Source organism: Bordetella genomosp. 8, assembly GCF_002119685.1.
Lineage (GTDB): Bacteria > Pseudomonadota > Gammaproteobacteria > Burkholderiales > Burkholderiaceae_B > Bordetella_C.
The window spans coordinates 3453711-3480412 of record NZ_CP021108.1 but is presented as its reverse complement, the minus strand read 5'-3'; the positions used below and the strand labels follow the sequence as shown (position 1 = coordinate 3480412).

Below are 26702 nucleotides of genomic sequence, written 5' to 3'. Positions count from 1 at the left end.
TTCAAGCATGGCTAAGTTTTTTATCGAAAGGCCGGTTTTCGCCTGGGTGATCGCCATCGTCATGATGCTGGCGGGCGCGCTGTCCATCCTGCGGCTGCCGGTGTCCCAGTATCCCGCCATCGCGCCGCCGTCCATCAGCATCCAGGTGAACTACCCCGGTGCCTCGGCGCAGACGGTGCAGGACACGGTAGTGCAGGTCATCGAACAGCAGATGAACGGCCTGGACAACCTGGAATACCTGAGTTCGGAAAGCGCGGCCGACGGCAGCGTGACCATCACGCTGACCTTCGGGCAAGGCACCAACCCCGACACCGCCCAGGTGCAGGTGCAGAACAAGCTGTCGCTGGCGCAGCCCCTGCTGCCGCAGGAAGTGCAGCAGCAGGGTATCCGGGTCACCAAGGCGACCAAGAACTTCCTGCTGGTGGCGGGCTTCATCTCGACCGACGGCAGCATGACGCGCGCCGACCTGGCCGACTATGTGGCGTCCTATGTGCAGGATCCGATCAGCCGCACCAGCGGCGTGGGCGACTTCCAGCTGTTCGGCTCGCAATACGCGATGCGCATCTGGCTGGATCCCGCCAAGCTGCTGAACTACAACCTGACCACCATCGATGTGGTCAACGCGATCTCGACGCAGAACGTGCAGGTGTCCACCGGCCAGCTGGGCGGCCTGCCGGCCGTGCGCGGCCAGGACCTGACGGCCACCATCATCGGGCCCAGCCGGCTGCAGACGGCCGATCAGTTCGCCAACATCCTGCTCAAGGTCAATCCGGACGGCTCGCAGGTCCGCCTGCGCGACGTCGGCAGCGTCGCGCTGGGCGCGCAGAGCTACACCATCGACAGCCTGTACAACGGCAAGCCCGCGGCCGGCCTGGCCGTCAAGCTGGCCAGCGGCGCCAATGCCCTGGACACGGCCGAAGCGATCCGCCACACCATCGACGGCCTGAAGCCCTTCTTCCCGCCGGGCATGGAGGTGGTCTATCCCTACGACACCACGCCTTTCGTCGAACTGTCCATCGAGGACGTGTTCAAGACCCTGGGCGAAGCCATCGTGCTGGTGTTCCTGGTCATGTACCTGTTCCTGCAGAACCTGCGCGCCACGTTGATTCCGACATTGGCGGTGCCGGTCGTGCTGCTGGGCACCTTCGGCGTACTGGCGGCATTCGGCTATTCCATCAATACGCTGACGATGTTCGGCATGGTGCTGGCCATCGGCCTGCTGGTGGACGACGCCATCGTGGTGGTGGAAAACGTCGAGCGGGTCATGGCTGAAGAAGGGCTGACGCCACGCCAGGCCACGCGCAAATCCATGGAACAGATCACCGGGGCGCTGGTGGGCATCGCCATGGTGCTGGCCGCCGTGTTCATTCCCATGGCCTTCTTCGGCGGCTCCACCGGGGTGATCTACCGGCAGTTTTCCATCACCATCGTCTCGTCGATGGCCTTGTCGGTGCTGGTCGCGCTGGTCTTCACGCCGGCGCTGTGCGCGACGCTGCTCAAGCCCATCGACAAGGACCACCACGAAGCCAAGACCGGCTTCTTCGGCTGGTTCAACCGCGCCTTCAACCGCGGCAGCCACGGGTACGCCAATACCGTCGCGCGCGTGCTGAACCGCACGCCGCGGCTGATGCTGATCTACGCCTTGATCGTGGCCGGGATGGTGTTCCTGTTCGCCCGCATCCCGACGTCCTTCCTGCCTGACGAGGACCAGGGCATCCTGTTCGTGCAGGTCGCCACGCCTTCGGGCGCCACGGCCGAACGCACGCAGGCGGTCATCGACCAGGCCACCAAGTACCTGCTCGAAAACGAGAAGGACACGGTGGCGTCGGTGTTCTCCATCAACGGTTTCAATTTCGGCGGCCGTGGCCAGAACGCGGGCATGATGTTCGTGAAGCTGAAGGACTGGGGCGACCGCTCGGAAGCGAGCCGGAAGGTGGGCGCGCTGGCGGCGCGCGCCTCCGGGTATTTCGCCAAGAACATCCGCGACGCCCAGGTTGCCGCCTTCCCGCCGCCGGCCGTGCTGGAACTCGGCAACGCCACGGGCTTCGACCTGATGCTGGTCGATCGCGCGGGCCTGGGCCATGATGCATTGCTGAACGCCCGCAACAAGCTGCTCGGGGAAGCCGCGAAGAGTCCCATCCTGGCCGGCGTGCGGCCCAACAGCGTGGAAGACGCGCCGCAATACCGCCTGAATATCGATCGCGAGAAGGCGCGCGTGCTGGGTATTTCCATCCAGGACCTGAACAGCGTGCTGACCACGGCCTGGGGCTCCAGCTACGTCAACGATTTCATCGATCGCGGCCGCGTCAAGAAGGTGTACGTGCAGGGCGTGCCCAGCTCGCGCATGCTGCCCGACGACTTGAACAAGTGGTACGTGCGCAATGCGCAGGGCGATATGGTGCCGTTCTCGGCCTTCGCCTCGGCCGAATGGAGCTACGGCCCGCAGAAGCTGAACCGCTACAACGGCGTGCCGGCCTATGAAATCCTGGGGCAGCCCAGCCCGGGCCACAGTACCGGCGAAGCGATGGCGGAAATGGAGCGCCTGGCCGCCACCATGCCGCCCGGCATCGGCTACGAATGGACAGGCCTGTCGTACGAAGAGCGGCTTTCCGGTTCGCAGGCGCCCGCGCTGTATGCGATCTCGCTGATCGTGGTGTTCCTGTGCCTGGCCGCCTTGTACGAAAGCTGGTCGATACCGACGGCGGTGATGATGGTGGTCCCGCTGGGGATCATCGGCGCGCTGGCGGCGACGCTGTTGCGAGGGCTGTCCAACGACGTCTATTTCCAGGTGGGCCTGCTGACGACGGTGGGGCTGGCGGCGAAGAACGCGATCCTGATCGTGGAATTCGCCAAGGAGCACTACGAGTCAGGCGCCAGCCTGACCGAAGCGGCGATCCATGCTGCCCGGCAGCGCCTGCGACCCATCCTGATGACGTCGATGGCCTTCATCCTGGGCGTCGTGCCGCTGGCCATCGCCAACGGCGCGGGCTCGGGCAGCCAGAACGCCATCGGTACCGGCGTGATCGGCGGCATGCTGACGGCGACCTTCCTGGCCATCTTCTTCGTGCCGACCTTCTTCGTGGCCATGCTGCGCCTGTTCAAGGTCAAGCGGCATAGTGAACGCGGCGATCCGCACGATCCCAACGATCCGAAACACCGTTCGGTTCCGTCCGTCCCGGAAGGGGGACACGCCGAATGACGACCACGAGAATGACAACGACGCTGCGTTTCTCCCTGTCGGCCGCCTTCGTGGCGGCGCTGGCGGGCTGCACCCTGATGCCGGACTATGAACGTCCCGCGGCGCCCATCGACGCCGCGTATCCCAGCGGTCCGGCGTACCGGTCGGCCAACCAGGCGACCGTGCCCGCGGGCGGTGTCGCCACGTCCGACGTCGGCTGGCGCGAGTTCTTCACGGACCCGCTGTTGCAGCAGCTGATCACGCTGTCGCTGGAGAACAACCGCGACCTGCGCGTGGCCGCGCTCAACGTCGAGGCCGCGCGGGCGCAATACCGCATCCAGCGTTCCGAGCTGTTGCCGACGGTGGCGGTGGGCGCGCAGGAAACCGCGCAGCGCACGCCGGCCGATCTGTCGCGCAGCGGCAGCGCGGTGACCAGCCGCACCTACCAGGTGGGCGCCAGCATCTCTTCCTGGGAACTGGACCTGTTCGGCCGCATCCGCAGCCTGAACGAGCAGGCATTGCAGCTGTACCTGGCGCAGGACGAGACGCGCACGGCCACGCAGCTGTCGCTGGTGTCGGAAGTGGCGACGGCCTACCTGACCTTGCGCAGTGACCAGGAATTGCTGCAGCTTACGCGCGACACCTTGAAGAGCCAGCGCGACTCCTATGACCTGACCAAGCAGAGCTTCGACAACGACATCGCCACCGCGCTGGACCTGAGCCAGGCGGAGGTCTCGGTGCGCACGGCCGAACGCAACCAGGCCCAGTTCGAACGCCAGGTCGCGCAGGACATGAATGCCCTGGTGCTGCTGCTGGGCAATCCGCTGCCGCAGGACGTGCGGGCAAGACTGGAAACGCCGTCGGCATTGAACGATGCCATGATGCCGACGACCTTGCCGGCAGGGATGCCGTCCGAACTGCTGGAACGCCGCCCTGACATCCGCGCGGCGGAACATCAGTTGGAGGCCGCCAACGCCAACATCGGCGCGGCGCGCGCGGCCTTCTTCCCGACCATCTCGCTGACGGCCAGCGCGGGCACGGCCAGCGCCAGCCTGGGACGCCTGTTCGACGGCGGGCAGGGCGTATGGAGCTTTGCGCCGCAGATCGCGGTGCCGATCTTCGCGGGCGGTTCGCTGCAGGCCAACCTGGATCTTGCCAAGGTGCAGAAACGCATCGAGATCGCCAACTACGAACGCGCCATCCAGTCGGCCTTCCGCGACGTGGCCGACGCGCTGGCGGGACGCGGCACGATCGACGACCAGATCCGCGCGCAGCAACTGCTGGTGCAGGCCAACCAGCGCGCCTACGACCTGTCGCAGCAGCGTTTCCGGCAGGGCGTGGACAGCTACTTGAACGTGCTGGATTCGCAGCGTTCGCTATACGACTCGCAGCAGGTGCTGGTGCAGACGCGGCTGGCGCGCCTGACCAATCTGGTGGATCTGTATCGGGTGCTGGGTGGCGGCTGGACGGAGCACACCGTCCAGGCGCAGCAGGCGCCGGCGCAGGCGGGCCAGGCGCCGGGAACCGTCGTTCAATAGGAGCCGGAAGGAAAGCGCTGGCGCGCCTCGCCAGGGGCGCCGGCATGGCGCTGGCAAAGGCGCCAGCATGGGCGCCAGGCATGGGATGTCGGCGTCAGCCTTCCGCGGAATCCAGCGTGTAGCGCGCGCGCTCGTCCTGCGCTAGTTGCTGCGTCAGCCAGGGCATCGCCTCTTTCAGTTGGGCGGCCAGCGTCCAGGGCGGGTTCACCAGGAACATGCCGCTGCCATGCAGGCCGAAACCGTCCGCGGCCGGCTTCCTGACCGAGAGCGACACGTGCAGCCAGCGCTTGCCGGCCTTCTCCAGCTGGCGTGGCAGCTCCAGCGATTCCCGCCGCTGCACCTGCGGATACCACACGGCATATACGCCGGTGGCGAAACGCTTCAAGCCTTCCTTCAGGGCCAGCGCGACCCGCCGGTAGTCCTGCTTGTCTTCGTAGGAAGGATCGATCACCACCAGTCCGCGCCGCGGCGGTGGCGGCAGCAGGGCCTTCATGCCCTCGAAGCCATCGGTGTCATAGATGGTGGTCTGGCGCAAGGCCAGGCCGCCTTGCTTTTCCAGATTGGAGACCAGCACTTCCGCTTCGGTCGGATGGGCCTCGAACAGACGCAGGCGGTCGTGCTCGCGCAGCGCATCCAGCGCCAGCCACGGCGAGCCGGGGTAATGGCGCAGCCTGCCGTCGCGGTTGTAGTCGCGGACACGCTCCAGGTAGCGGGCCACCAGGGGCGGGGCATCGGCGGACTCCCACAGGCGGCCGACACCGTCGGCGAATTCGGCGTTCTTGCTGGCCCAATCGCTGTCCAGCCGGTACAGGCCGGCGCCGGCATGGGTATCGATCACCCAATAAGGCGCGTCCTTCTGTCCCAGGTAGTCCAGCACGTGGATCAGGATGGCGTGTTTGAGCACGTCGGCATGGTTGCCGGCGTGGAAGGCGTGGCGGTAGCTGAACAAGGCGGGGGGCTCCGGGGCTGGCGTGCCGTTCAGGCATCCGGCCGGATGGCCGCAAGTTCGTCGGTGAAGATGCCGTCCACGCCCCAGTCCAGCAACTGGCGCGCGCGCGCCGGATCGTTGACGGTCCAGGCCGTCAGCCGGTATCCCGCCGCGTGCACCATCTTGACCAGCTCCGGCGTGACGTCCTTCTGGTTGACGTTCAAGGCGATGCAATCGTGCTGCACGAGGCGGTCGCGCCAGTCCATGGGGATCTGCTCCACCAGCAGCCCGCGCGGCAGTTGCGGCGCCGCCACGTGCGCGGCGGCCAGGGCCACCTCGGAGAACGACGACAGCAGCGGGGGCACGGCCGCATCGCGCCAGAGCTCGCGGACGGCCAGCGCCACTGCGGTGCCCGTTTCGCTGTCGCGGCCCGGGCAGGGCTTGATTTCGACGTTGCTGGCGATGCCCTGTTCGATGGTGTAGCGGGCGACTTCCTCCAGCTTGGGTATGCGCGCCCCGGCGTAAGCGGGGGAATGCCAGGCGCCGGCATCCAGCGCGGCGAGTTCGGCGTAGGTCATGCCGCTGGCCGGGCCGTGTCCGTCGGTGGTGCGGTCGACGTCGTCGTCGTGCAGCAGGATCAGCGCATTGTCCTTGCTGAGCTTCACGTCGTATTCGAACATCCGGTAGCCGTGCCCTGCGCCGGCGCGCATGGCGGCCATGGTGTTTTCGGGCGCCAGCTTGCCGCCCCCGCGGTGGGCGATCAGGCGGGGATAGGGCCAGGCGGGAAGGGGAGTATCCATGACAGCGGTTCCTGTGCGATTCGTCGGCGCAATGCGCCAAGGATACCGCAGCGGATCACCCCTGCCGGAAGTGTTAAACTCCAGCGCGCTGATCCGGTACTAACCGTCAAGAAAGCGAGGCGAATCCGGTTCGCTTTTTTTTTGCGCCGGGCATGTGCTTTCACATGCGTTTTCACACGTCCGCCGCTACAGGGACCACATGTTCGATTTCATCCGCAACCATCAGCGTTGGATGCAGTTCATCCTGCTGATCCTGATCGTTCCGACCTTCGCCTTCTTCGGCGTGCAAAGCTACAGCAGCTTCATGTCCGAAGAGCCCAAGATGGCGACGGTGAACGGCAAGCCCATCACCCAACGCGAATACGACCAGGCCCGGCGCGACCAGCTGGACCAGTACCGGCAGATGATGGGCGCGCAATTCGACCCCGCGCTGTTCGACACGCCGGCCATGCGTGAACGGCTGCTGGATCAGCTGATCAACCAGCGCCTGCTGGCCGCCGCGGCCGCCGACAACCGGTTCTCCGTATCGGACGAGACCCTGCGCAATACGATCGCGTCGAATCCCGCCGTGCAGGACAACGGCAAGTTCTCCCCGGAACGCTACCGCGCCGCGCTGGCCGCGCAAGGCCTGACGCCCGCCGCCTTCGAAGCCGGCCTGCGGCGCGACCTGGCCGTGGGACGGGTGCTGGATCCGATCGCGCAGTCGGCCCGCCTGCCGGCCGAGGTGGCCGCCTCCATCGACCATGCCTTGACCGAGACCCGCCACGTGGCGACGCGCCGCTTCGCCGCGGCCGACTACAAGGGCCAGGTCCAGGTCAGCGACGCCGATATGCAGAAGTGGTACGACGACAACAAGCAGCAGTACCAGGTGCCGGACCAGGTCCAGGCCCAGTACGTGGTGCTGGATGAAGCCGCCGCCAGCGCCGGCATCAAGGTCAGCGATGACGACATCGCCAAGTACTACGAGCAGAACAAGAGCCGCTTCGGCCAGCCCGAACGCCGCCGCGCCAGCCACATCATGATCAAGCTGGCGGCCGACGCCAGCGACGCGCAGCGCAAGGCCGCGCGCGCCAAGGCCGACGACATCGCCAGGCAGGCCGCCGCCAATCCCGGCGCCTTCGCCGACCTGGCCAAGAAGTATTCCGAGGACGCCGGTTCCGCCAGCAAGGGCGGCGACCTGGGCTGGATCGGCCCGGGCATGCTCACGCCGTCGCTGCAGAAGGCCATCGACGGCTTGCGGAAGGGGCAGGTGTCCAGTGTGATCGAAAGCCCGTTCGGCCTGCACGTCGTGCAGCTGACCGACCTGCAGCCGGCGCAGACCAAGCCGCTGGCGGAAGTCCGCGACCAGATCACCGAAGAAATCCGCAAGCAGATCGCCGCGTCGCGTTTTTCGGATATGGCCACCAAGCTGACGTCCCTGGTCTATGACCAGCGCGACAGCCTGCAGCCGGCCGCCGACGCGCTCGGCCTGAAGATACGCCAGGCGGGGGGCATCACCCGCACCGGCCTGCTGCCGCAGGACCAGGCTGGCGCGGGCGCGGCTTCGGCCAGCCCCGATTCGGCCCTGCTGGACAACCCGCGCGTGCGCCAGGCGCTGTTCAGCCCCGAGGTCCTGCGCGACAAGCAGAATTCCGGTGTGATCGAGCTTTCCTCCGACACCATGGTGGTGGTCCGGGTCGCCGCCAATACGCCGGCCCACGTGCCGCCGCTGGATCAGTTGAAGGACAAGATCCGCCAGCGCCTGGTCGAAACGCGCGCCTCGGACGCCGCCGCCAAGGCGGGCCAGCAGGCGCTGGAAGCCCTGCGCAAGAATCCCGCGGCCCCGGCCGACGGCTTCGGCAATGCGGTGGATGTGTCGCGGCAGAATACGCAGAACATGGCGCGCCCGGTGCTGGACGCCGTCATGCGGGCGCCGGCCACGCCGTTGCCTTCCTACGCCGGCGCGCGCGATGGCGATGACTACGTGGTCGCGCGCATCGACAAGGTGGAGCCCGGCAAGACCGACGCGGACGCCCTGGCCAGCCTGAAGCAGCAACTGTCGGGCGCCTGGGGCCAGGCTGAGAACGAAGCCGTGCTGAAAATGCTGCGTCAGCAATACAAGGTGGAAATCGCGCCCGAGGCGCAGCGCGTCCTGCAGGGCGGCGACACCGAGCAGCAGACGGGCTGATCGCCGGGCGCGGCGGGATCCAGGCCCGCCGCCCCGACCATCGTCGGGATCGCCGTCCCGATGGCAATCCCGATTACTTCAACATCGGTTCCAGCCCACCCCATACGTTCTCCAGTAGGCGCGGCTGCCCTTGTTCGTTGGGGTGTATACCGTCCGGCTGGAACATCTCGCGATCGGTGGCGATGCCATCCATCAGGAAAGGCACCAGGCCGGCGTTTTCCGCCGCCGCCACCTTGACGAACAGTTCACGAAACTGATCCGCGTAGGCGCGGCCGTAGTTGGGCGGTATCTGCATGCCCACCAGCAATACCTTCGCGCCCGCCTGACTGGCCTGCCGCGCCATCGCCGTCAGGTTCTGCTCGGTCATGGCCAGCGGCAGGCCGCGCAGGGCGTCGTTGGAGCCCAGCTCCAGGATCACGATCGCCGGACGCTGCTTCAGCAAGGCGGGCAGGCGTGTCAGGCCGCCGCTGGTGGTATCGCCGCTGATGCTGGCATTGGCCACCGACCAGCCGGGATATTCCTGGGCCAGGCGGCGCCCCAGCAGCGGCACCCATCCCGTGCCCCGCGCGATGCCATACTCGGCGGATAGACTGTCACCCACCACGAGTATGGTCTTATGCTCGCCGGTGCCATTATTGGAACCAGCGGGGTTTGCGGCGGTCTGAGCGTGGGCACTGGCCGCCAGCAGGGACAGGATGGTCGCGAACAACAAACGGATGAGCGGGCGCATGGATACGGGTAATGCGATAGAGGTGCGGGGATTGGGCAAGCAGGTCGCCGACGCGGGCGGCACGCTGGCCATACTGGATGGTATCGATTTTACGGTCCCGGCCGGGACGGCCCTGGCGATTACGGGCAGTTCCGGTTCGGGTAAATCGACCCTGTTGGGACTGCTGGCCGGCCTGGATGTTCCCAGCAGCGGATCGGTCACGTTGGCCGGCCGCGATCTGTTCGCCCTGGATGAGGACGGACGCGCGCGGCTGCGCGCCAATCATGTGGGCTTCGTATTCCAGTCCTTCCAGCTGCTGCCGAACCTGACGGCACTGGAAAACGTCATGTTGCCGCTGGAACTGGCGGGCCAGCCGGCGCGCGAGGCGGCGCGCGCCATGCTGGAGCGCGTCGGCCTGGGCGACCGCCTGCATCACTATCCCAGGACGCTATCGGGCGGCGAGCAGCAGCGGGTGTCCCTGGCACGCGCCTTCGTGGTCCGGCCAGACCTGTTGTTCGCCGACGAGCCCACCGGCAGCCTGGACGCGGCCACCGGCGAACGCGTGATAGACCTGATCTTCGAATTGCACCGCGAACACGGCGCCACGCTGGTGCTCGTGACGCACGACCCCGGGCTCGCGGCCCGCTGCGAACGTCAGCTGGTCCTGGCGGCGGGAAAGGTGGTCACGTCCGCGTGACGGGGGCGATGTTCTGGTTATGCCGGAACAGATTGTGCGGATCGTAGCGGCCCTTGATCGCGCGCAGCCGGGTGTAGTTGGGTCCGTAGGCGGCGCTGATGCGCGTGGATTCTTCTTCCGTCATGAAATTCACGTATACGCTGCCCAGCGCGAAGGGCGCCGCCGCGTCGAAGAACTCGCGTGCCCAGCCTATGCAGGCTGCGTCGTCCGTCGGGCTCTCCCAGCGCGAATGCACGTTGACGATGAACCGTGCGTTGCGGTTCGGATAGGCCATGGCGTCAGGCGGTATGCGGCCGGCATGGCCGCCCAGCTGGCCCAGGAAGATTTCGCATTGCGGAGAAGGCAGCCGCGATGCCGAATCGATCAGCGTGTCGAACAGGTCGTCCGACAGTTCGTCGAAGTCATGCGACTTCCAGTAGTTGCGCGCGCCCGGCGTCAACAGTGGGTCGAAAGCCTTCTGCCAGGCGGTATAGGGCATGGCGCCCAGATGCTCGCCATACGCCGTGCCGAACTGTCGCACGGCCTCCGTCACCAGCTCGCCGTTCTGCACGGGCCCGCTATAGCAGACCGCGAAGACGATGACCGGCTGGCCGTGCGTTTCCGTCGGCAGGAAGGGCAAGGGCGGCGCCTTGCGCAGCACCGCCCACACGGTCAATTCTTCCGGCATGGATTGCGCGGCGGCGCGATACGCCCGCAGCGCCTCGCGCGCCTGCGCCATCGGGAAAACGACCAGGCCACCGTAGATCTGCGGCCCCACGGCGTGCAGCTGGAATTCGAACATCGACACCGCGCCGAAATTGCCGCCGCCGCCGCGGATGGCCCAGAACAGGTCTTCATGCGTGTTGGGACTGGCCCGGATGAGCTCGCCATCGGCAGTGAGCACGTCCGCGGCGCGCAGGTTGTCTATCGTCATGCCATAGCGGCGGCTCAGCCAGCCGAATCCGCCGCCCAGGGTCAGGCCGGCAATGCCGGTGGTCGAATTGATGCCCACCGGCGTCGCCAGGCCGAAGGCCTGCGCTTCGTGGTCGAAGTCGGCCAGCGTGGCGCCCGGTTCGACCCACGCGTGCTGCGCGGCGGGGTCGATACGGATGGCGCGCATCGGCGACAGGTCCATCATGAGGCCATCGTCGCAGATCGCGCTGCCGGCAATGTTGTGGCCGGCGCCGCGTATCGTCAGCGGCACGCCGTGTTCGCGTGCGAACAGGATCGCGCGGCGGATGTCGGCGACGCCGGCGCAACGCACGATGGCGGCCGGACGCCGGTCGATCATCGCATTCCACACCTTGCGTACTTCGTCGTAGTCGGGATCCGTGGGAAGAACGACACGGCCGCGTGTGTTGGCCTTGAGGTCGTCCAAGGCGGTGCTGGACAGTGTGAACATGAATACCCCCTTCGACGGGGCATGGGTATGCCCCGCGCGCGTTGCCGGCGGGGCGCGCGGGCAAGGAGCGGCCGGGCGCCGATTGGGGGCAACGCGGTCACGCCGGCCGGGCCGCGTTGCGCGCGCCCGGCGGTTCCGGGCGCTGTTTCTCAGGCCCGCGGCGGCGATTCGACCGGCGGCGTACCCTCGTGGAAAAGGGTGCGGATCTGCGTGCGCAGCTCGGGCGTATCCGAGTGGTGGTGAACCGCGCAGGCGTGTTGTACGGCAGCTTCCAGCAGTTCGTCATCGCTATCGGCCGATAGCGCGACGGTGCAATGGCTGTCGCTGGGGAACTCGCGGCAATCGATGTATTTGCGCGTCATGGTGTGCTCCTCCGTACCTGGGCCGGGGCTCGTGCGCGCCTGGGACAAGCTGCCCGGGCATGCCGCCGCCCGCATTCAATCCTTCGGCCGGCAGATGCTTGGGCCGGTAGATTTTTTCGGCCAGTATAGGCGCGCGGCCAGCCGCCGGATGGGCTGGGGCGGGCTGCTACCGCAAACGGAGCAAACCGCTCAGCGCAAGCTGGTTCCCGCCGCCAGCCGTGCGCGGCGCCATTCGAGCACGCCTATCGTGATGCCGCTGCCGCAGATGATGGCGATGCCCAGCCAGGTCAGCGCATCGGGAAACTGACCCCAGATCAGCCAGCCTGTCGCGGTGGAACTGACGATCTGCAGGTAGGAAAAAGGCGCAAGCGTGGATGCCGCGGCCTTGCGGTAGGCGGCGATCTGCAGCAGGTGTCCCACGCAGCCGGTGACGCCCGTGGACGCGAGCACGAACCAGTGCAGCGGGTCCAGCTCCCGCAACGCGGGCAGCCCGGCGGGTATGGCATAGGGCAGGGCGAAGGACAGCACCACCGTGCCCACGCCGCCGCTCCATATGATCGACGTCAACGGGTCGTCGGCGGCGACGCGTCGGCTGGCGATGTATTGCACCGAAAAACAGAGCGCGCCGGCCAGGCCGAACATCGTGCCGGCGGGATCGAGTCCGCCCCCCGGCCGGATCACGATGATCACGCCCAGGAAGGCGACGCCGGCCGCCACCCAGCGCGAGAGGCGCGGCGGTTCGCGCAGTACCCAGGGCGCCAGCAGGAGCACGATCAGGGGCGCCAGGAAATTGATGGCCGTCGCCTCGGCCTGCGGCAGGTGGCTCAGGGACGTGAAGAAGAACAGGGTGGCGCAGAGCATGGCGCCGCCGCGCAGCATCTGCTCGCGCGGGCGGCGGCTGGCCAGGATGCGCCATCCACGGGCGGGCACGATCAGCGCCAGGGCGACCACCAGGTGCGCGGCGTAACGGACCCACGACAGCAGCAGCATGGGCACGCCCGCGGCCATGACCCACTTGCCGCTGGCGTCCAGGGTGGACAGGACGCACATGGAAAGCAGCAGCAGCGCGATGCCCAGCACTGGGTGCGCGGACACGGGCAGCGGCGCCGCCACGCGCGTCGGCGGGCGGGCGTGGGCGTCTTGCACCCGTGACGACATAAGCCTCCATCCTCCTCTTGCTGAGCCACGATGCGCCTCGGCGGGCGCCTCAGGCGGTGGTACGCGCCGGCCGCGCCGCGCCTCGTCGCCTGCGCCGGGCTTGCGGCGCCTGGCCGGCCGCGCCTGGCCGGCCGCGCCTGGCCGGCCGCACCTGGCCGGCCGCCATGATACGCTCACGGCGATCAATTTTCCTGATGGCTCGCCTCGCCCGCCGTTCATGATCGACCTGCGCAACATAGAAACCTTCTTCTGGGTCGCCCGCCTGGGCGGCTTCCGCGCGGCCGCGGAGAAGCTGAACGCTACCCAGCCGGCGATTTCGCAGCGCATTGCGTCGCTGGAATCCGGCCTGGGCGTGCGCCTGTTCGAGCGCGACTCGCGCGGCATCACGCTGACCGCCAAGGGCTATGAACTGCTCTCGCATGCGGAGCGCATGCTGCAGATGCGCGCCGACATGCAGCGCGCGGCGGCGGCGCAGAATGTGATGAGCGGCACGCTGCGCCTGGGCGTGTCGGAAAGCATCGTGCACACCTGGCTGCCCAGCCTGATGGAATACATGCACGAGGCCTATCCCGCCCTGATGGTCGAAATCCAGGTGGACACCAGCACCGCCTTGCGCACGCAATTGTCCTCGCACCAGATCGACCTGGCCTTCCTGCTGGGCCCCATGGACGAACCGCGCGTCGAAAACATCCATCTATGCCGCTATCCGCTGGCATGGATCGCCAGCCCGCAGCTGAAACTGGGGCGTCCGCCGATCTCGCTCAAGCGCCTGGGCCGCTGGCCCGTGATCACCTACACCTCCAACACCGACCCCCACCGGGCGGTGCGGCGCATCCTCATCGAAGGCGGGGTCCAATCGCCCCGCATGTACGGCAGCTCCGCGCTGAGCGTGATCGTGCGCATGACGCTGGACGGCATCGGCACCGCCGTCATCGCCCCGGTCATCCTGGGCCGCGAGCTGGCCCAGGGCCTGCTGCAGATACTGGACGTGCAGGCCCCCGAACTGCCGCCGCTGAATTACACCGCCTGCTGGATGCAGGGTCCCGACAGCCACGTCGCCCGGACCGTGGCGCAGGCCGCCCAGTACATCGCGCGCGAGGATGCCGCCCGCGCGGGTGGCGGCTCGCTCACCCTCGACCCGGCGCCGATGCCCGTGCCGGGCCTAGGGATTACCCGGCGTCGGGCGGCCAAAGCCGCAAAATGACGCGAGGCCGTCAGAGCCGTTTTTCCCCGTAAAAACAGGGCTTCGACGTCCCCTGATAAGAAATTGTGATCGCGGTTCATCGGAACATGTGATTGGACAGTGCGACGGGCGGTACGGTGCAATGCGCCATCAGATAAAAACGCATGATTCACACGGGGAATCGAGATGTCCGCTCTTCCGCAACAATCCGGCGCCACCGCGCCGTCGGCGCCTTATCAGGCAAGGCTGGACGCGCGCTCCGGCGCGACGACGAGCCCGACCGCCAACGTGGCGCCAGGGCATGTCCAGGCCAACCTGGCCATCCTGCCCAAGGCGCTGGCCGACGAATTCCTGCGCTTCTGCCTGCGCAATCCCAAGCCGTGCCCCATCCTGGCGGTCTCCGAGCCGGGCGATCCGTCCTTGCCGGAGCTGGGCGTCGACATCGACATCCGCACCGATATCCCGCGCTACCGCGTCTGGAAGGACGGCGTGCTCGTCGAAGAGCCGCTGGACGTGCGCCACGTCTGGCGCGACGACCTCGTGTCCTTCCTGATCGGCTGCTCCTTCTCGTTCGAGGAAGCCATGCTGGACAACGGCCTGCCGGTGCGCCACATCGAACAGGGCCGCAACGTGCCCATGTACCGAACCAACGTGCCGACGGCCGCCGCCGGCCGTTTCTCGGGACCGCTGGTGGTATCGATGCGGCCGCTCAAGCCGGCCGACGCCATCCGTGCCATCCAGGTCACCTCGCGCTTCCCGTCCGTGCACGGCGCGCCGGTGCATTTCGGCGACCCGGCCGCCATCGGCATCGCCGACATCAACAAGCCCGATTACGGCGATGCCGTGGATATCCGCCCGGGCGAGGTGCCGGTGTTCTGGGCCTGCGGCGTCACGCCGCAGTCGGTCGTGGCCGCGGTCAAGCCGGAATTCTGCATCACCCATGCCCCCGGCCATATGCTGGTGACCGATCTCATCAACAGCCGCGTCGCGGCCTTGTGATCCCACACGCGTGACGGCGATCGCCGCACGCGCCGCAACCTTTTTTGAAAATGCGCGCCCCGCGCCACGCCATCCGAGCGGCGCGGGCGGGCACACCGTTCGATCCCGCGATCGTCCGGCATCCCGGCACTCGTTACCGATTCTGTCAGGGTTTGTTCGGGCGGCTTTGCGGCGACGCAGCGGATAAGCTTGCTGTCGGCAGTTTCCCCTTTTTTGAAGTTGTCAGATCCTCAGGAGCAAACAATGAAATTCAAGCTGATCGCGAGCGCCGCCGCGTGTCTCGCGCTGACGTTCGGGCAGCCCGCCGCCGCACAGGAAAAGACCGTGCGCATCGGCGCGATCTATCCGCTCAGCGGCGCGCTGGCGTCCACCGGCGCGGAAATCAAGGCGGCCATCGAGCTGGCCGTCGACATCATCAACAACCCGCATCCCGAACTCAAGGGCCTGCCCCTGGCGGAAGGCGCGGGCCTCCCCAAGCTGGGCGGCGCCAAGATCGAAGTCGTGTTCGGCGATTCCCAGGGCAAGCCGGAAGTCGGCCTGGCCGATGCGCAGCGCCTGATCCAGCAGGAAAAGGTCGTGGCGCTGACGGGCGCCTATCAGTCCGCCGTGACCAAGACCGCCAGCCGTGTCGCCGAGCAGGCCGGCATTCCGTACCTGAACGGCGAGTCCAGCAGCCCGGACCTGACCGAGCGCGGCTACAAGTGGTTCTTCCGCACGTCGCCCACCGACGACACCTTCATCGAAAACATGATGCAGTTCCTGGACGGCATCAAGGACCAGCCGACCAAGCGCATCGCGGTGGTGTATGAAAACACCGACTTCGGCGTCAACACCTACAAGGCCCTGGAAAAGTTCGCCAAGCAGTACAAGCGCGACATCGTCGCCAACATCGCCTACACGGCGGGTTCGGCCTCCGTGACGTCCGAAGTGCAGAAGCTGGCCAATGCCAAGCCCGACGTGGCGATCTTCGCCAGCTACACGTCCGACGCCATGCTGTTCGTGCGCACCATGCGTGAAGCCAAGTACGCGCCGCCCATCTTCCTGGCCAACGACGCGGGCTTCATCGATTCGCGCTTCGTGCAGGAAGTCGGTTCGCAAGTGCAGGGCGTGCTGACGCGCGACGTGTGGAGCAACGACATCGCCGCCACGCTGCCGATCCTGAAGAAGGTCAACGAGCTGTACAAGGCCAAGACCGGCAAGGAATTGAACGGCAACAACGCCCGTTCCATGCAGGGCGTGCTGGTGTTGGCCGACGCCATCAACCGCGCCGGTTCCACCGATCCTGAAGCCATCCGCAAGGCGCTGGCCGCCACCGACCTGAACGGCAACCAGATCGCCATGCCGTGGTCCGGCGTGAAGTTCGACGACAAGGGCCAGAACAGCAAGGGCGCCGGCCTGATCCTGCAGATGAAGGGCCCTGGCTACCAGACCGTGTGGCCAGCCAACTTCAACGCCGACAAGTCGCTGCCCGCGCTTCCCTTCACCTGGAAGTAATCGGCCGGCACGCTGGCGCAACGCAAGACGCGGCGGGTCCGCTGGGGCCCGCCGCAGGAGTCCCGCATGTTTGAAGCGCTTTACGCCGGGCTGTTCAACGGCCTGATCTATGCCGCCGTGGCCGTGGGCCTGGCGCTGATCTGGGGTATCACGGACGTCATCAATTTCGCCCATGGCGAATTCCTGATGCTGGCCATGTACGCCGCCTACTGGTTCTTTACGCTGGGCCACGTGGACCCGACGCTGTCGGCGCCGCTGGTCGCCATATTGCTGGGTTTCGTCGGCTTCCTGACCTACGCGCTGATCATCAAGCGCTTGCAGAAGGGGCCGCCGATGGCCATCATCCTGGCCACCTTCGGGCTGGGCCTGGTGCTGCGCCAGCTGGCGTTCATCGCCTTCACGCCGGACTACCGCAACCTGCCCGACACGATGGTGTCCGGCAGCGTGACCCTGGCCGGGATCTCGATCGGACGGCCGCAGGTGGTGACGGGCCTGGTCGCGTTGCTGGTGGTGATCGCGCTGTTCGTGCTGGTCTACCGCACGCGCTGGGGCCACGCCCTGCAGGCGGTGGCGGAAGACCGCGAGGTCGCGGCGCTGGTCGGCATTTCGCCGGACCGCGTCAACGCCCAGGTCTGGATGCTGGGCAGCGCCGCGGTCGGCCTGGCCGGCGCGCTGCTGACGACCTTCTTCTACGTATTCCCTTCGGTGGGCACGGTGTTCGGCCTGCTGGCCTTCGTCGCGGTCTGCATGGGTGGCTTCGGCTCGCTGCCGGGCGCCTTCATCGCGGGCATCCTGATCGGCATCATCGAGGCGATGACGGGCTACTTCGTGGCGCCCGCGTTGAAGACGGTGTCGGTGTTCATCCTGTTCATTCTGGTTCTCTGGTACCGGCCGCGCGGCCTGTTCGGGCGGTGGTGATATGAATCCCGTAAAACAATTGGATATGACCGCGGCGATGCCTGCCAAGGCGAAGCATTCCCGCGCGCCGCTGGTGGCCGCTTTCGTGGTGGCGCTGCTGTTCGCGCTGGCGCCGCTGTTCATCAAGGACCAGTTCACCATCCAGGTGCTGCTGCTGGTGTTGATGTTCGGCGCGCTGGGGGCGGCCTGGAACCTGGTCGGCGGATTCCTGGGCCGGATCTCCTTCGGCCACGGGGTGTTCGTCGGCGTCGGGGCCTACACCACCATCCTGCTGCTGCATCACATGAAAGTGACGCCGCTGCTGGGCATACCGGCGGGCGCGCTGGTCTCGGCCATCCTGGCCTGGCTGGTCGGCGGCCCGACGCTGCGCTTGTCGGGCCACTACTTCGCCATGGCGACGATCGCGTTGCTGCAGATCGGCCTGCTGCTGATGATCAACTGGGACTGGGCGGGCGGCGCGGTCGGTGTGGAAGCGCCTATCGGCGATTCGCCGCTCATGCTGCTGTTCCGCACCAAGACGCCGTATTACTGGATCGCGGTGGCGCTGGCGCTGCTGACCTTCCTGCTGACCTATTTCCTCGTGCACTCGCGCACCGGCTTCTACTGGCGCGCCATCAATGGCGACGAAGCCGCCTCGCGCAGCCTGGGCGTACCGGCCGATCGCTACAAGATGCTGGCCTTCGTGCTGTCGGCCGCCGTCACCGGCGCCTGGGGCGGGTTCTTCGCCATGTATGTCGGTTTCATCGATCCGGAGTCGACCTTCAGCCTGACCATGTCGGTGCAGGTCGTGCTGGTGGCCATCCTGGGCGGCGTCGGCACGCTGGTGGGGCCGTGGATAGGGGCCGCCGTGCTGCTGCCGCTGTCCGAAGGTACGCGTGTGATGTGGGGCAGTTCCGGCCTTGGGCTGGACCTGCTGGTATTCGGTTTGGCCATACTGCTGGTGACCATGTTCCTGCCTGGCGGCCTGATCACCTTGAGGGGGCGCCGTGGCTCTGCTTGAAGTCAAACAACTGACCAAACGCTTCGGCGGGCTGGTCGCCAACAAGGACATCAGCCTGGACGTGCAGGCGGGCGAGATCGTCGCCATCATCGGTCCCAACGGTGCCGGCAAGAGTACGCTGTTCAATGGCCTTGTCGGGCATCACGCGCCGACCTCCGGCACGGTGACCTTCAATGGGCAGTCCATGCTGGGCCGCAAGCCCGAGCAGGTGGCCGCGATGGGGCTGGTGCGCACGTACCAGATCCCGCGCAACTTCGGCCAGATGACGGTGCTGGAGAACACCATGGTGGGCGCGCTGCTGCGGCATCCGCGCCTGAACGACGCGCGCGAGGCCGCGCAGAAAGTGCTGGAGCTGGTCGGCCTGGCCGACCGCGCCGACGTCAAGGCGGCCGGCCTGAACGTGGCGGGCCAGAAGCGGGTGGAGCTGGCGCGCGCGCTGGCCACCGAACCGCGCATGATGCTGCTGGACGAGGTGGCGGGGGGCCTGAATCCCACCGAGGCCATCGCGCTCAGCGAAATCCTGCGCCGCATCCATGGCGCCGGCGTCACGCTGATCATCGTCGAGCACGTGCTGGAAGTCGTCATGCGCCTGGCGCAGCGCGTCCTGGTGCTGAACTTCGGCCAGACCATCGCGGAAGGCGCGCCGCAGGACATCGTCCGCGATCCGGCGGTGATCGAGGCTTATCTGGGGAGAAAGCACCGTGCCTGACGCGATGCTCAAGGTAGAGGACCTGCACGTGGCCTACGGCGGCGTGCAGGCGGTGCGCGGGATCTCGCTGGAGGTGCGCCCGGGCGAGATCACGGCACTGCTCGGCGCCAACGGTGCCGGCAAATCCAGCACGCTGGCGGCCATCGTCGGCACCGTGCGTCCGGCATCCGGACGGGTGTACTTCGAGGGCCAGGACATCACCGGCACGCCCCCGGAAAAACTGGTCAAGCGCGGCATCGCGCTGATTCCGGAAGGCGCGCGGGTCTTCGCCCGCCAGCCTGTCGAACAGAATCTGCGGCTGGGCGCCTACACGGTTCCCAGCGACGCGGTCTACCGGCAGCGGCTGGAGCACGTCTATGAAGTGTTCCCGCGGCTGAAGGAGCGCCGCACGCAGCTGGCCGGCACCATGTCCGGAGGCGAACGCCAGATGCTGGCCATCGGCCGCGCGCTGATGAGCGGGCCGCGTCTGCTGCTCGTCGACGAACCCAGCCTCGGCCTCTCGCCCTTGCTGGTCGAGCAGGTGTTCGACGCGCTGGCCGCGCTGAACAAGCAGGAAGGCCTGTCGGTGCTGCTGGTTGAACAGAACATGAATGCGGCACTGGACGTGGCGACGCGGGCGTATGTGATGCAAAGCGGCGCCGTCGCGCTGTCGGGCGAAGCGGCCGAGCTGGCCGCTTCCGACGAGGTGCGGCAAGCGTATCTGGGCATGTGATCGGAGGTATCGCGGCCGCCGCGCGTTGAAATTACGTTGTTTTTAGGAAACGTTCCTATGCGTCCCCTTTATGTTCGTTTATCGATTTAACGGGGACGGCGATCTGTGTTGCGACTACAATGGGCGCGACCACACGTGAGGAGCAGTTCGAATGCAACAAACGCCTACCCATGCTTTGCCGTCGTACCTGAATCCCGAAGACCTCGGCCCCTGGGGTATCTATCTGCAACAGGTGGACCGGGTCACGCCCTATCTTGGGGCGCTGGGCCGTTGGGTCGAGACCCTGAAGCGTCCCAAGCGCGCGCTCATCGTCGACGTACCGGTTGAGCTGGACAACGGCCGCATCGCGCATTTCGAGGGGTATCGCGTCCAGCACAACACCTCGCGTGGGCCGGGCAAGGGGGGCGTGCGCTTCCACCAGGACGTCACCCTGTCGGAAGTCATGGCCCTGGCGGCCTGGATGTCCATCAAGAACGCGGCGGTCAACCTGCCTTACGGCGGCGCCAAGGGCGGGATACGGGTCGACCCGCGCGGCCTGTCCCAGGCCGAGCTGGAACGCATCACCCGGCGCTACACCAGCGAAATCGGCGTCATCATCGGGCCGTCCAAGGATATTCCCGCGCCCGACGTGAATACCAACGCCCAGATCATGGCGTGGATGATGGACACCTATTCCATGAACGAGGGCTCGACGGCCACCGGCGTGGTCACCGGCAAGCCCGTGGCCCTGGGCGGCAGCCTGGGCCGCGTGGAAGCCACCGGGCGCGGCGTGTTCGTGGTCGCCTGCGAAGCGGCGCGCGACCTGGGCTTCGACGTCAACGGCGCGCGGGTGATCATCCAGGGTTTCGGCAATGTGGGCGGCACGGCGGCGCGCCTGTTCCACGGCGTCGGTGCCAAGATCATCGCAGTGCAGGACCACACCGGCACCATCTATAACGAGTTCGGCCTGGATGTGCCGGAACTGCTGGTGCACGTCTCGCAGAATGGCGGCGTGGGTGGCTACGAGAAAGCCCAGGCCCTGGATCCGGCGGACTTCTGGAAGCTGGAAACCGAATTCCTGATTCCCGCCGCCCTGGAAGGGCAGATCAATGGCGCGAACGCTGCGGGAATCAATGCCAAGGTGGTGGTGGAAGGCGCCAATGGCCCGACCACGCCGGACGCGGACGACATCCTGTTCGACAAGGGCATCCTGGTCGTGCCCGACGTCGTGGCCAACGCCGGTGGCGTGACGGTCAGCTATTTCGAGTGGGTGCAGGATTTCTCCAGTTTCTTCTGGACGGAAGACGAAATCAATCACCGCCTGGAGCGCATCATGCGCGACGCCTACGCCGCCGTGTCGCAGGTCGCGCGCGAGCACAAGGTGACACTGCGCACCGCCGCCTTCATCGTGGCGTGCACGCGCATCCTGCAGGCGCGCCAGGTGCGCGGCCTGTACCCCTGAGCGCCTCTGGCGCCGCCAGGCGCCACCGTCGTTCGCCAGCAAAGCGGCCAGCCTCAGCGCTGGCCGCTTTGCTTTATATCAAGCCCGGGCGAGTTTCCTGTCCAGATAGTCTATCTTTGTGTCGACCAATATCGCCGCAACGACATGCCGCTCGCATCGGGTTCCTAGGGGATATCCCGCATTAGCCCGGAAAACAGGGCTGCTCGCAGCCTACTTTGATCGTATGAAATTGACTATCTGGTCAATTTTATTTAATCTGGTCACCATGCCGGAGCCGCCCCCGCGGCCAGGAAAAAACCGACCATGGAGTCCAAGTAATGGCAATCGCCCGTCATCCGCGGCCCCCCGAACTGGCCAACGCCACGCTCGAGGAAATCGAGCAGAAGTACATCGCCCGCTTCTCCAACCGCGTGCCGGATTGGAATGCGTTCGAAGACGCCAAGATCGAAGGCTACAAGCGCGCCCAGCATCGCTTCATCGGCGCGGGCGGGTCGGGCAAGGTCGGCGATACCACCGTGATCCCGGCGCGCGGCTTCACGCTCAGCATCATGTTCGTCAACCCGGGGCAGGGCAACGCCGCCCATACCCACGAGGTCGAGGAAGTGTTCTTCGTGCTGCAGGGGTTCCTGGATGTCTTCATCCAGGAAGAGGGCGGCGAACCGCGCTGGACGCGCCTGGGACCGTGGGAATGCATCGCGTGTCCTCCCGGCGTCATCCACGGCTACGAGAACCGCAGCCTGGAGCCGGTGTACTTCCAGGTCATGCTGGGCCGCGCCCGCCCGGAGACCATGGGCTATGCCGACGACGAGCTGTTCAAGCGCCGTTCGGCCCACCTGGACTCTGCCCACCTGTCCTGACCGGGGCGGGCCGGACCGCATTCTCGTCTAGAATGGCGGCACGTCGATGCCCGCATCGACGCCGCCCGTCTGGCCGCACGATCGCGCTATCCCAAGGTCCGTGCAGGCCCTGCGTGAGCCACCCGTCGGGCACATGGGAGTCGTAAGCAATCCCATGCCGCCAGGCCACCGAACAAGATCACCACGACGCCGACATGAGCTCCCAAGACGCACCGACCGAGGCACGCCCGCCGCGCGACAAGACGCGGCCGGTGGTGCGCCGTGAAAGCTCGCGCAAGACGCGAGAAACCATCATCCAGGCCGCGCTGGCGGAGTTTTCCAGCAAAGGCTACGACGGCGGCCGGGTCGACGAGATCGCGCTGCGCGCCGGCATCAACAAGAACGTCCTGTACCACCACTTCGGCAACAAGGACGACCTGTTCACCGCGGTGCTGGAATACACCTACGATTCCATACGTTCGCACCAGAAGGACCTGCAGATCCGCGGCATGGACCCGGTCAACGGCATGCGGCGGCTGGTCGTGTTCACGGGGCAGGTGTGGGTGCGCTTTCCGGAGTTCCAGCGCATCCTCTCCAGCGAAAACCTGAACCAGGGCAAGCACATCGTCACGTCCGCGGCGATCCGCGAGATGTACAACCCGCTGCTGGACACCATACGCGACCTGCTGCAGCGCGGCCAGCACGAAGGCCTGTTCCGCGAAAACATCGACGCGGTCGACCTGTATATCTCCATCACGTCGCTGACCGCGCACTACGTCAGCAACCGCTACACCTTCGAGGCCATCTTCGGCCAGCGCTTGATGACGGCGCAGCGTATCAAGCAGCGCCTGGATCACGCCGCCGAGATGGTGCTGCGTTATCTGCGGCCCGACGCCGCCGATGCGGCGGGTGGCGGCGCCGCCCAGGCCGCGACGGCCTGAACGGCATACACCTGCTCAGATCACCACGCCGGCCACTCGGTTGCGGACGGCGCGCACGATGGACAGCGCCGCCAGCATCGAGGTCTTGGGATTGTCCGGCAGCGTGACGCCGGCCGTCTGGATGTCGAGGTCGCCGAACTCGCCCCGCGCGATGATGCGATGGTTGTTGCGCTGCGCGGAGGGATCGGCCACCAGCGTCACGCGCGTACGGTCCAGGCCGATGCCGGCCAGGCCGACCATGGCGGCCACGTTGGCGTTCTTGGGATAAAGCGCCGCGGCTTCGCGCGCCGTGCCTTCGAAGAACACCGTGGGCTCGGCCAGCGCGTCCAGATCCAGCTTCTGTTCCGCCGCCGTGCCGCGCCAGCCCGCGGGCGCCTTGCGGCCGATGTATTCCACGGATTCCAGGCCCTGCTGGCGCGCCGCCGCCAGGGCGTCGATGCCGGCCACCGCGCCGGGCACCAGCGTCAATTGCGCCCCGCCTTGCAGGGCCGCCGCTTCCAGCGCTTCGACCAGGCCGTCCTGGCTGAGCGCGCCCACCGAGGCGACGATGACGTCCACGCCGCGCGTCAGGAACTGCGGGACGGTGCCGGTAACGGCCTGGTGCCCCGCGCATTCCAGCGCGAAATCCAGCGGCGTATCGATGTCGCCGACCTTGCCGACGACGCGCGCCTGGCCTTGCAGCCTGGCCTGCGTTGCATCGACCAGTTCGGGCGGCACGATCACGTCGGTGATGCGCAGGCGGTCGTCGTCCGCCAGGGCGCGGTGGACGTGCCCGCCCATCGCGCCGAAGCCGATCAGGGCGATGCGGCGCGGCGCGCCGCGCGCCGCCTGGCCGTCGCCGCCGCTACCCACGGTCCTGCTCCAGCTTGCGCCAGCGCGAGAAGCGCCGCTCGATCAACTGCACCAGCTCGGTCAGCGCGACGCCCAGCACACCGATGACGATGATGGGCACGAACAGCTTGGCGGTGGCGAACAGGTTGGCGTAGTAGACGATCATGCCGCCCAGGCCCGTCTGCGCGGTCAGGAACTCGGCGACGATGATGCCGATGATGGCCTGGCCCACGGTCAGGCGGATGCCGGTCATGATGAAGGGCACGGCCGACGGCAGCAGGATCTTGAAGAAGATCTGCGGCCGCGTGGCGCCGTAGGCCTTGCCCACTTCCAGTATGGAGCCGCGCACGTCGCGGATCCCGGCATAGGTGTTGATGATCACCGGGAAAATCGCGTTGGACACCAGGATCACGATCTTGCCGGTGGTGTCCAGGCCCGCCCACAGCATGATCAGCGGCACCAGGGCGATACGCGGGATGGCGTAGAAGGCGTTGACGAAGGGATCGATGATGTATTCGAACAGCCGCGACTGCGCCATGGCGATGCCCAGTATCACGCCCGCCACCACGCTGATGGCCATGCCGATGACGAAGGGATACAGGGTCGCCATCAGGGCGCGGCCCAGTTCGCCGCTGTTGGTGAGCTCGACGGCCGCCGCGAAGATGCGGCTGGGCGGCGCCAGGAACAGCGGGTCGATCTTGCGTCCGAAGTATTCCCACAGCAGCAGGAAAACCGCCACCGACAGGCAGCGGACGATGTTCGGATGCGAGACCCACCATTTCGGGCCGGCCGGGCGCGTTTCCGCGGCGGAGGGCTTGGATGCGGTTGCGGCGGAACTCATTGCGGACTCTCCATCAACATGCTGCGCAATTCGTGGCGTGCGTCGCCATAGGCGCGATGGGCGCGCGGGTCGCCGCCCAGCCGTTCGTCCTTCAGGGGCGAATCGACGATGGCCTTCAGCCGCCCGGGGCTGGGCGTGAACACGAAGATGCGGTCCGACAGGACCAGGGCTTCATCGATGCTGTGGGTGACGAACATGACGGTGGTGCCGATGTTGGCCCAGATCTTCAGGAAGTCTTCCTGCAGCTTCTCGCGGGTCTGCGCGTCCAGCGCGCCGAAGGGCTCGTCCATGAACAGCACCTTGGGCTGGCGCATCAGCGCGCGCGCGATGGCCACCCGCTGCTGCATGCCGCCCGACAGCTCATGGGGATAGTGCGACGCATACTTTGTCAGTCCAACCAGCTTGAGCAGCTCCATGCCGCGTTCGGTGCGCTCCTTGAGCGGCACGCCGTCCAGCTCCAGCGGAAAGCCGACGTTGGCAATGACGCTGCGCCAGGGCAGCAGGCCGAAATGCTGGAACACCATACAGGCATCCTTGCGCGGCCCGTTCACCGGCTGTCCGCCGATGGAGATGGAGCCTTCGGCCCATTGCGTGAGGCCGGCGGCGATGCGCAGCAGGGTGGTCTTGCCGCAGCCGCTGGGCCCCAGCAGGGAGATGAATTCACCGCGTGCGATGGTCGCGTCGACCTTGTCCAGCGCGACGATGCGGCGCGGTTCGCCGCCATTCTCGGTGTCGCGCACGAAGTAGAACTTGCTCAGCCCACGGATATCGACCATGGGCGCGCCGGGCGCGGGCATGGGCGCGGCGGCGCTGCCGGCGGTGACCGCCGCGCTGCCGGTGAACATGGTGGCGCCGGCGGTCTTCAGCATGGAAAGGCTACCCATGTCATTTACCTCCGACTTCCTTCAGCGCGGCATCGATGAAGCGGTAATCGAACAACTGCGCGGGATCGACGTCCGCCTTGAGCATGCCGGTGCTCTTGAAGATGTCCAGGGTGGCCGCAACCTGTTCCTTGGAAATGCCGCCGTTCACGCCCCACACCTTGTTGCGGTTCAGCTCCTGCACGACGTCGGTCGCCAGGCCCTTGTCCAGGTCCGGGTAGCGTTCCACCAGGATCTGCACGGCCTCGTCGGGATGATCCATGATGTAGCGGGACGCCTTGATGCCGGCCAGCGTCAGCTGCTGCAGCTTGGGCTTGAGCGCCGGATCGTCGATGCGATCGTTGCGCACCAGGTTGTAGACATAGCCGATCTGCGGATAGGCCGAGCCCATGCTGACCAGGATCTTGATCTTGCCCGTCCGCACGCCGGTGACGGCGCTCAGGGTGTTGACCATGCCCGCCGACGCCCGTCCGGCCATCAGCGCCTGGACGATGTTGGCGTGGCCGCCGGAAACGGCGATGAAACGCACCTTGGAGACGTCCACGCCGTTCTTGCGGAACAGCAGCTTGCCGAATTCTTCCGGCGGGCCGCCGGGGCCCGTGCCCGCGAAAATCTTGCCCTCGACGTCCTTCATGGTGTTGATGTCGCTGGACACCACGAGTTCGTAATCGTTGATGCCTTGCCAGGTACCGATGGCCTTGAACTTGGCGCCTTCGCCAGCCGCGGCGAAGGCATTGAAGGCGCCGACGATGGCGACGTCGCCCGTGCCCGCGAGCAAGGCGCGCACGGCGTTGGAATCGCCGCTGACCTGGATGGCTTCCGCGTCCAGCCAGCCTTTTTTCTGTGCCACCAGATAGGGCAGGGCCAGCGTGGCGGAAGAAGTCGGGAAGACGAGCTTGAGCTTCTCGGCAGCCGCGGCGCTGCCGCCGGACGCCACACCCACGCAGATCGCCGCGCTCAACAGGGCGCGCTGCAGGAAGGTTGCGGTTTTCATATAC

General features: G+C 66.8%; 24 protein-coding genes. 14 read left to right on the top strand and 10 right to left on the bottom strand.

Going from position 1 to position 26702, the window contains the following annotated elements; genetic code table 11:
• Positions 1-7 precede the first annotated feature (7 nt).
• Positions 8-3199, top strand: coding sequence for an efflux RND transporter permease subunit (locus CAL12_RS15775; RefSeq protein ID WP_086065507.1), 3192 nt, complete (start codon positions 8-10; stop codon positions 3197-3199).
• Positions 3196-4716 (top strand): efflux transporter outer membrane subunit, encoded by a 1521-nt coding sequence (locus CAL12_RS15770; RefSeq protein WP_420042727.1) that lies wholly within the window; start codon positions 3196-3198, stop codon positions 4714-4716. The genes CAL12_RS15775 and CAL12_RS15770 overlap by 4 nt, the downstream gene beginning before the upstream one ends.
• A gap of 94 nt (positions 4717-4810) precedes the next feature.
• On the opposite strand, the gene CAL12_RS15765 is transcribed toward CAL12_RS15770, so the two are convergent.
• Positions 4811-5665: a 23S rRNA (adenine(2030)-N(6))-methyltransferase RlmJ gene (locus tag CAL12_RS15765; protein ID WP_086065505.1), complete on the bottom strand. Its 855-nt coding sequence runs from the start codon at positions 5663-5665 to the stop codon at positions 4811-4813.
• A 29-nt stretch (positions 5666-5694) separates the two neighbouring features.
• Positions 5695-6444, bottom strand: a complete 750-nt coding sequence (gene ugpQ / locus CAL12_RS15760; protein ID WP_086065504.1) for a glycerophosphodiester phosphodiesterase — start codon at positions 6442-6444, stop codon at positions 5695-5697.
• Positions 6445-6643: 199 nt separating this feature from the next.
• On the opposite strand from ugpQ, the gene CAL12_RS15755 reads away from it, so the two are divergent.
• On the top strand, positions 6644-8611 hold the full coding sequence (locus tag CAL12_RS15755; RefSeq protein ID WP_086065503.1) for a SurA N-terminal domain-containing protein: 1968 nt from the start codon (positions 6644-6646) through the stop codon (positions 8609-8611).
• A 73-nt stretch (positions 8612-8684) separates the two neighbouring features.
• On the opposite strand, the gene CAL12_RS15750 is transcribed toward CAL12_RS15755, so the two are convergent.
• Positions 8685-9341 (bottom strand): arylesterase, encoded by a 657-nt coding sequence (locus tag CAL12_RS15750; protein ID WP_086067917.1) that lies wholly within the window; start codon positions 9339-9341, stop codon positions 8685-8687.
• On the opposite strand from CAL12_RS15750, the gene CAL12_RS15745 reads away from it, so the two are divergent.
• Positions 9340-10017 (top strand): ABC transporter ATP-binding protein, encoded by a 678-nt coding sequence (locus tag CAL12_RS15745; RefSeq protein ID WP_198298251.1) that lies wholly within the window; start codon positions 9340-9342, stop codon positions 10015-10017. The two genes, CAL12_RS15750 and CAL12_RS15745, sit on opposite strands and share 2 nt — an antisense overlap.
• On the opposite strand, the gene CAL12_RS15740 is transcribed toward CAL12_RS15745, so the two are convergent.
• The 3 genes from CAL12_RS15740 to CAL12_RS15730 all read right to left on the bottom strand — a co-directional run bounded on the left by CAL12_RS15740 (position 10004) and on the right by CAL12_RS15730 (position 12918).
• Positions 10004-11398, bottom strand: coding sequence for an FAD-binding oxidoreductase (locus CAL12_RS15740; RefSeq protein WP_086065501.1), 1395 nt, complete (start codon positions 11396-11398; stop codon positions 10004-10006). The genes CAL12_RS15745 and CAL12_RS15740 overlap by 14 nt on opposite strands.
• A gap of 149 nt (positions 11399-11547) precedes the next feature.
• Complete coding sequence (locus tag CAL12_RS15735) at positions 11548-11760, bottom strand: DUF1059 domain-containing protein (RefSeq protein ID WP_086065500.1); 213 nt, start codon at positions 11758-11760, stop codon at positions 11548-11550.
• 189 nt (positions 11761-11949) lie between these two features.
• Positions 11950-12918: a DMT family transporter gene (locus CAL12_RS15730; RefSeq protein WP_086065494.1), complete on the bottom strand. Its 969-nt coding sequence runs from the start codon at positions 12916-12918 to the stop codon at positions 11950-11952.
• A 217-nt stretch (positions 12919-13135) separates the two neighbouring features.
• Between CAL12_RS15730 and CAL12_RS15725 the strand changes: the two genes are divergently transcribed.
• The 10 genes from CAL12_RS15725 to CAL12_RS15680 all read left to right on the top strand — a co-directional run bounded on the left by CAL12_RS15725 (position 13136) and on the right by CAL12_RS15680 (position 23151).
• Positions 13136-14122, top strand: a complete 987-nt coding sequence (locus CAL12_RS15725) for a LysR family transcriptional regulator (protein ID WP_086067916.1) — start codon at positions 13136-13138, stop codon at positions 14120-14122.
• Between the two features lie 165 nt (positions 14123-14287).
• The gene (locus CAL12_RS15720; RefSeq protein ID WP_086065491.1) at positions 14288-15100 is read left to right on the top strand and encodes a putative hydro-lyase; all 813 of its coding nucleotides are present in this window, start codon (positions 14288-14290) and stop codon (positions 15098-15100) included.
• A gap of 243 nt (positions 15101-15343) precedes the next feature.
• A complete protein-coding gene (locus CAL12_RS15715; protein WP_086065489.1) occupies positions 15344-16594 on the top strand; it encodes an ABC transporter substrate-binding protein in 1251 nt (416 codons plus the stop codon).
• Between the two features lie 66 nt (positions 16595-16660).
• Complete coding sequence (locus CAL12_RS15710; RefSeq protein WP_086065487.1) at positions 16661-17512, top strand: branched-chain amino acid ABC transporter permease; 852 nt, start codon at positions 16661-16663, stop codon at positions 17510-17512.
• A 37-nt stretch (positions 17513-17549) separates the two neighbouring features.
• Positions 17550-18512 (top strand): branched-chain amino acid ABC transporter permease, encoded by a 963-nt coding sequence (locus tag CAL12_RS15705; protein ID WP_232464539.1) that lies wholly within the window; start codon positions 17550-17552, stop codon positions 18510-18512.
• The gene (locus CAL12_RS15700) at positions 18499-19221 is read left to right on the top strand and encodes an ABC transporter ATP-binding protein (RefSeq protein WP_086065483.1); all 723 of its coding nucleotides are present in this window, start codon (positions 18499-18501) and stop codon (positions 19219-19221) included. Before CAL12_RS15705 ends, CAL12_RS15700 begins: the two co-directional genes overlap by 14 nt.
• Before the next feature lie 4 nt (positions 19222-19225).
• Entirely contained in the window at positions 19226-19933 is a 708-nt protein-coding gene (locus CAL12_RS15695; RefSeq protein ID WP_086065481.1) for an ABC transporter ATP-binding protein, read from the top strand.
• Between the two features lie 151 nt (positions 19934-20084).
• Entirely contained in the window at positions 20085-21374 is a 1290-nt protein-coding gene (locus tag CAL12_RS15690; RefSeq protein WP_086065479.1) for a Glu/Leu/Phe/Val family dehydrogenase, read from the top strand.
• A 317-nt stretch (positions 21375-21691) separates the two neighbouring features.
• Entirely contained in the window at positions 21692-22231 is a 540-nt protein-coding gene (locus CAL12_RS15685; protein ID WP_086065477.1) for a cupin domain-containing protein, read from the top strand.
• 194 nt (positions 22232-22425) lie between these two features.
• Positions 22426-23151 carry a TetR/AcrR family transcriptional regulator gene (locus CAL12_RS15680; protein WP_086065475.1) on the top strand — a complete coding sequence of 242 codons (726 nt, stop codon included), beginning with the start codon at positions 22426-22428 and terminating at the stop codon, positions 23149-23151.
• 15 nt (positions 23152-23166) lie between these two features.
• On the opposite strand, the gene CAL12_RS15675 is transcribed toward CAL12_RS15680, so the two are convergent.
• The 4 genes from CAL12_RS15675 to CAL12_RS15660 are packed head-to-tail and all read right to left on the bottom strand — an operon-like array spanning position 23167 to position 26698.
• Positions 23167-24003 carry an aspartate dehydrogenase gene (locus tag CAL12_RS15675; RefSeq protein WP_269768395.1) on the bottom strand — a complete coding sequence of 279 codons (837 nt, stop codon included), beginning with the start codon at positions 24001-24003 and terminating at the stop codon, positions 23167-23169.
• Positions 23996-24823: an ABC transporter permease gene (locus CAL12_RS15670; RefSeq protein ID WP_086065474.1), complete on the bottom strand. Its 828-nt coding sequence runs from the start codon at positions 24821-24823 to the stop codon at positions 23996-23998. The genes CAL12_RS15675 and CAL12_RS15670 overlap by 8 nt, the downstream gene beginning before the upstream one ends.
• Complete coding sequence (locus CAL12_RS15665; protein WP_086065472.1) at positions 24820-25707, bottom strand: ABC transporter ATP-binding protein; 888 nt, start codon at positions 25705-25707, stop codon at positions 24820-24822. Before CAL12_RS15665 ends, CAL12_RS15670 begins: the two co-directional genes overlap by 4 nt.
• A 1-nt stretch (position 25708) precedes the next feature.
• Complete coding sequence (locus CAL12_RS15660; RefSeq protein ID WP_086065469.1) at positions 25709-26698, bottom strand: ABC transporter substrate-binding protein; 990 nt, start codon at positions 26696-26698, stop codon at positions 25709-25711.
• Positions 26699-26702 lie beyond the last annotated feature (4 nt).

Coding starts and splice junctions, on each gene's coding strand:
- CAL12_RS15775 (WP_086065507.1), top strand. CDS start 8: ATGGCTAAGTTTTTTATCGAAAGGCCGGTTTTCGCCTGGGTGATCGCC.
- CAL12_RS15770 (WP_420042727.1), top strand. CDS start 3,196: ATGACGACCACGAGAATGACAACGACGCTGCGTTTCTCCCTGTCGGCC.
- ugpQ (WP_086065504.1), bottom strand. CDS start 6,444: ATGGATACTCCCCTTCCCGCCTGGCCCTATCCCCGCCTGATCGCCCAC.
- CAL12_RS15755 (WP_086065503.1), top strand. CDS start 6,644: ATGTTCGATTTCATCCGCAACCATCAGCGTTGGATGCAGTTCATCCTG.
- CAL12_RS15745 (WP_198298251.1), top strand. CDS start 9,340: ATGGATACGGGTAATGCGATAGAGGTGCGGGGATTGGGCAAGCAGGTC.
- CAL12_RS15750 (WP_086067917.1), bottom strand. CDS start 9,341: ATGCGCCCGCTCATCCGTTTGTTGTTCGCGACCATCCTGTCCCTGCTG.
- CAL12_RS15740 (WP_086065501.1), bottom strand. CDS start 11,398: ATGTTCACACTGTCCAGCACCGCCTTGGACGACCTCAAGGCCAACACA.
- CAL12_RS15735 (WP_086065500.1), bottom strand. CDS start 11,760: ATGACGCGCAAATACATCGATTGCCGCGAGTTCCCCAGCGACAGCCAT.
- CAL12_RS15730 (WP_086065494.1), bottom strand. CDS start 12,918: ATGTCGTCACGGGTGCAAGACGCCCACGCCCGCCCGCCGACGCGCGTG.
- CAL12_RS15725 (WP_086067916.1), top strand. CDS start 13,136: ATGATCGACCTGCGCAACATAGAAACCTTCTTCTGGGTCGCCCGCCTG.
- CAL12_RS15720 (WP_086065491.1), top strand. CDS start 14,288: ATGTCCGCTCTTCCGCAACAATCCGGCGCCACCGCGCCGTCGGCGCCT.
- CAL12_RS15715 (WP_086065489.1), top strand. CDS start 15,344: ATGAAATTCAAGCTGATCGCGAGCGCCGCCGCGTGTCTCGCGCTGACG.
- CAL12_RS15710 (WP_086065487.1), top strand. CDS start 16,661: ATGTTTGAAGCGCTTTACGCCGGGCTGTTCAACGGCCTGATCTATGCC.
- CAL12_RS15705 (WP_232464539.1), top strand. CDS start 17,550: ATGCCTGCCAAGGCGAAGCATTCCCGCGCGCCGCTGGTGGCCGCTTTC.
- CAL12_RS15695 (WP_086065481.1), top strand. CDS start 19,226: ATGCTCAAGGTAGAGGACCTGCACGTGGCCTACGGCGGCGTGCAGGCG.
- CAL12_RS15690 (WP_086065479.1), top strand. CDS start 20,085: ATGCAACAAACGCCTACCCATGCTTTGCCGTCGTACCTGAATCCCGAA.
- CAL12_RS15685 (WP_086065477.1), top strand. CDS start 21,692: ATGGCAATCGCCCGTCATCCGCGGCCCCCCGAACTGGCCAACGCCACG.
- CAL12_RS15680 (WP_086065475.1), top strand. CDS start 22,426: ATGAGCTCCCAAGACGCACCGACCGAGGCACGCCCGCCGCGCGACAAG.
- CAL12_RS15670 (WP_086065474.1), bottom strand. CDS start 24,823: ATGAGTTCCGCCGCAACCGCATCCAAGCCCTCCGCCGCGGAAACGCGC.
- CAL12_RS15665 (WP_086065472.1), bottom strand. CDS start 25,707: ATGGGTAGCCTTTCCATGCTGAAGACCGCCGGCGCCACCATGTTCACC.
- CAL12_RS15660 (WP_086065469.1), bottom strand. CDS start 26,698: ATGAAAACCGCAACCTTCCTGCAGCGCGCCCTGTTGAGCGCGGCGATC.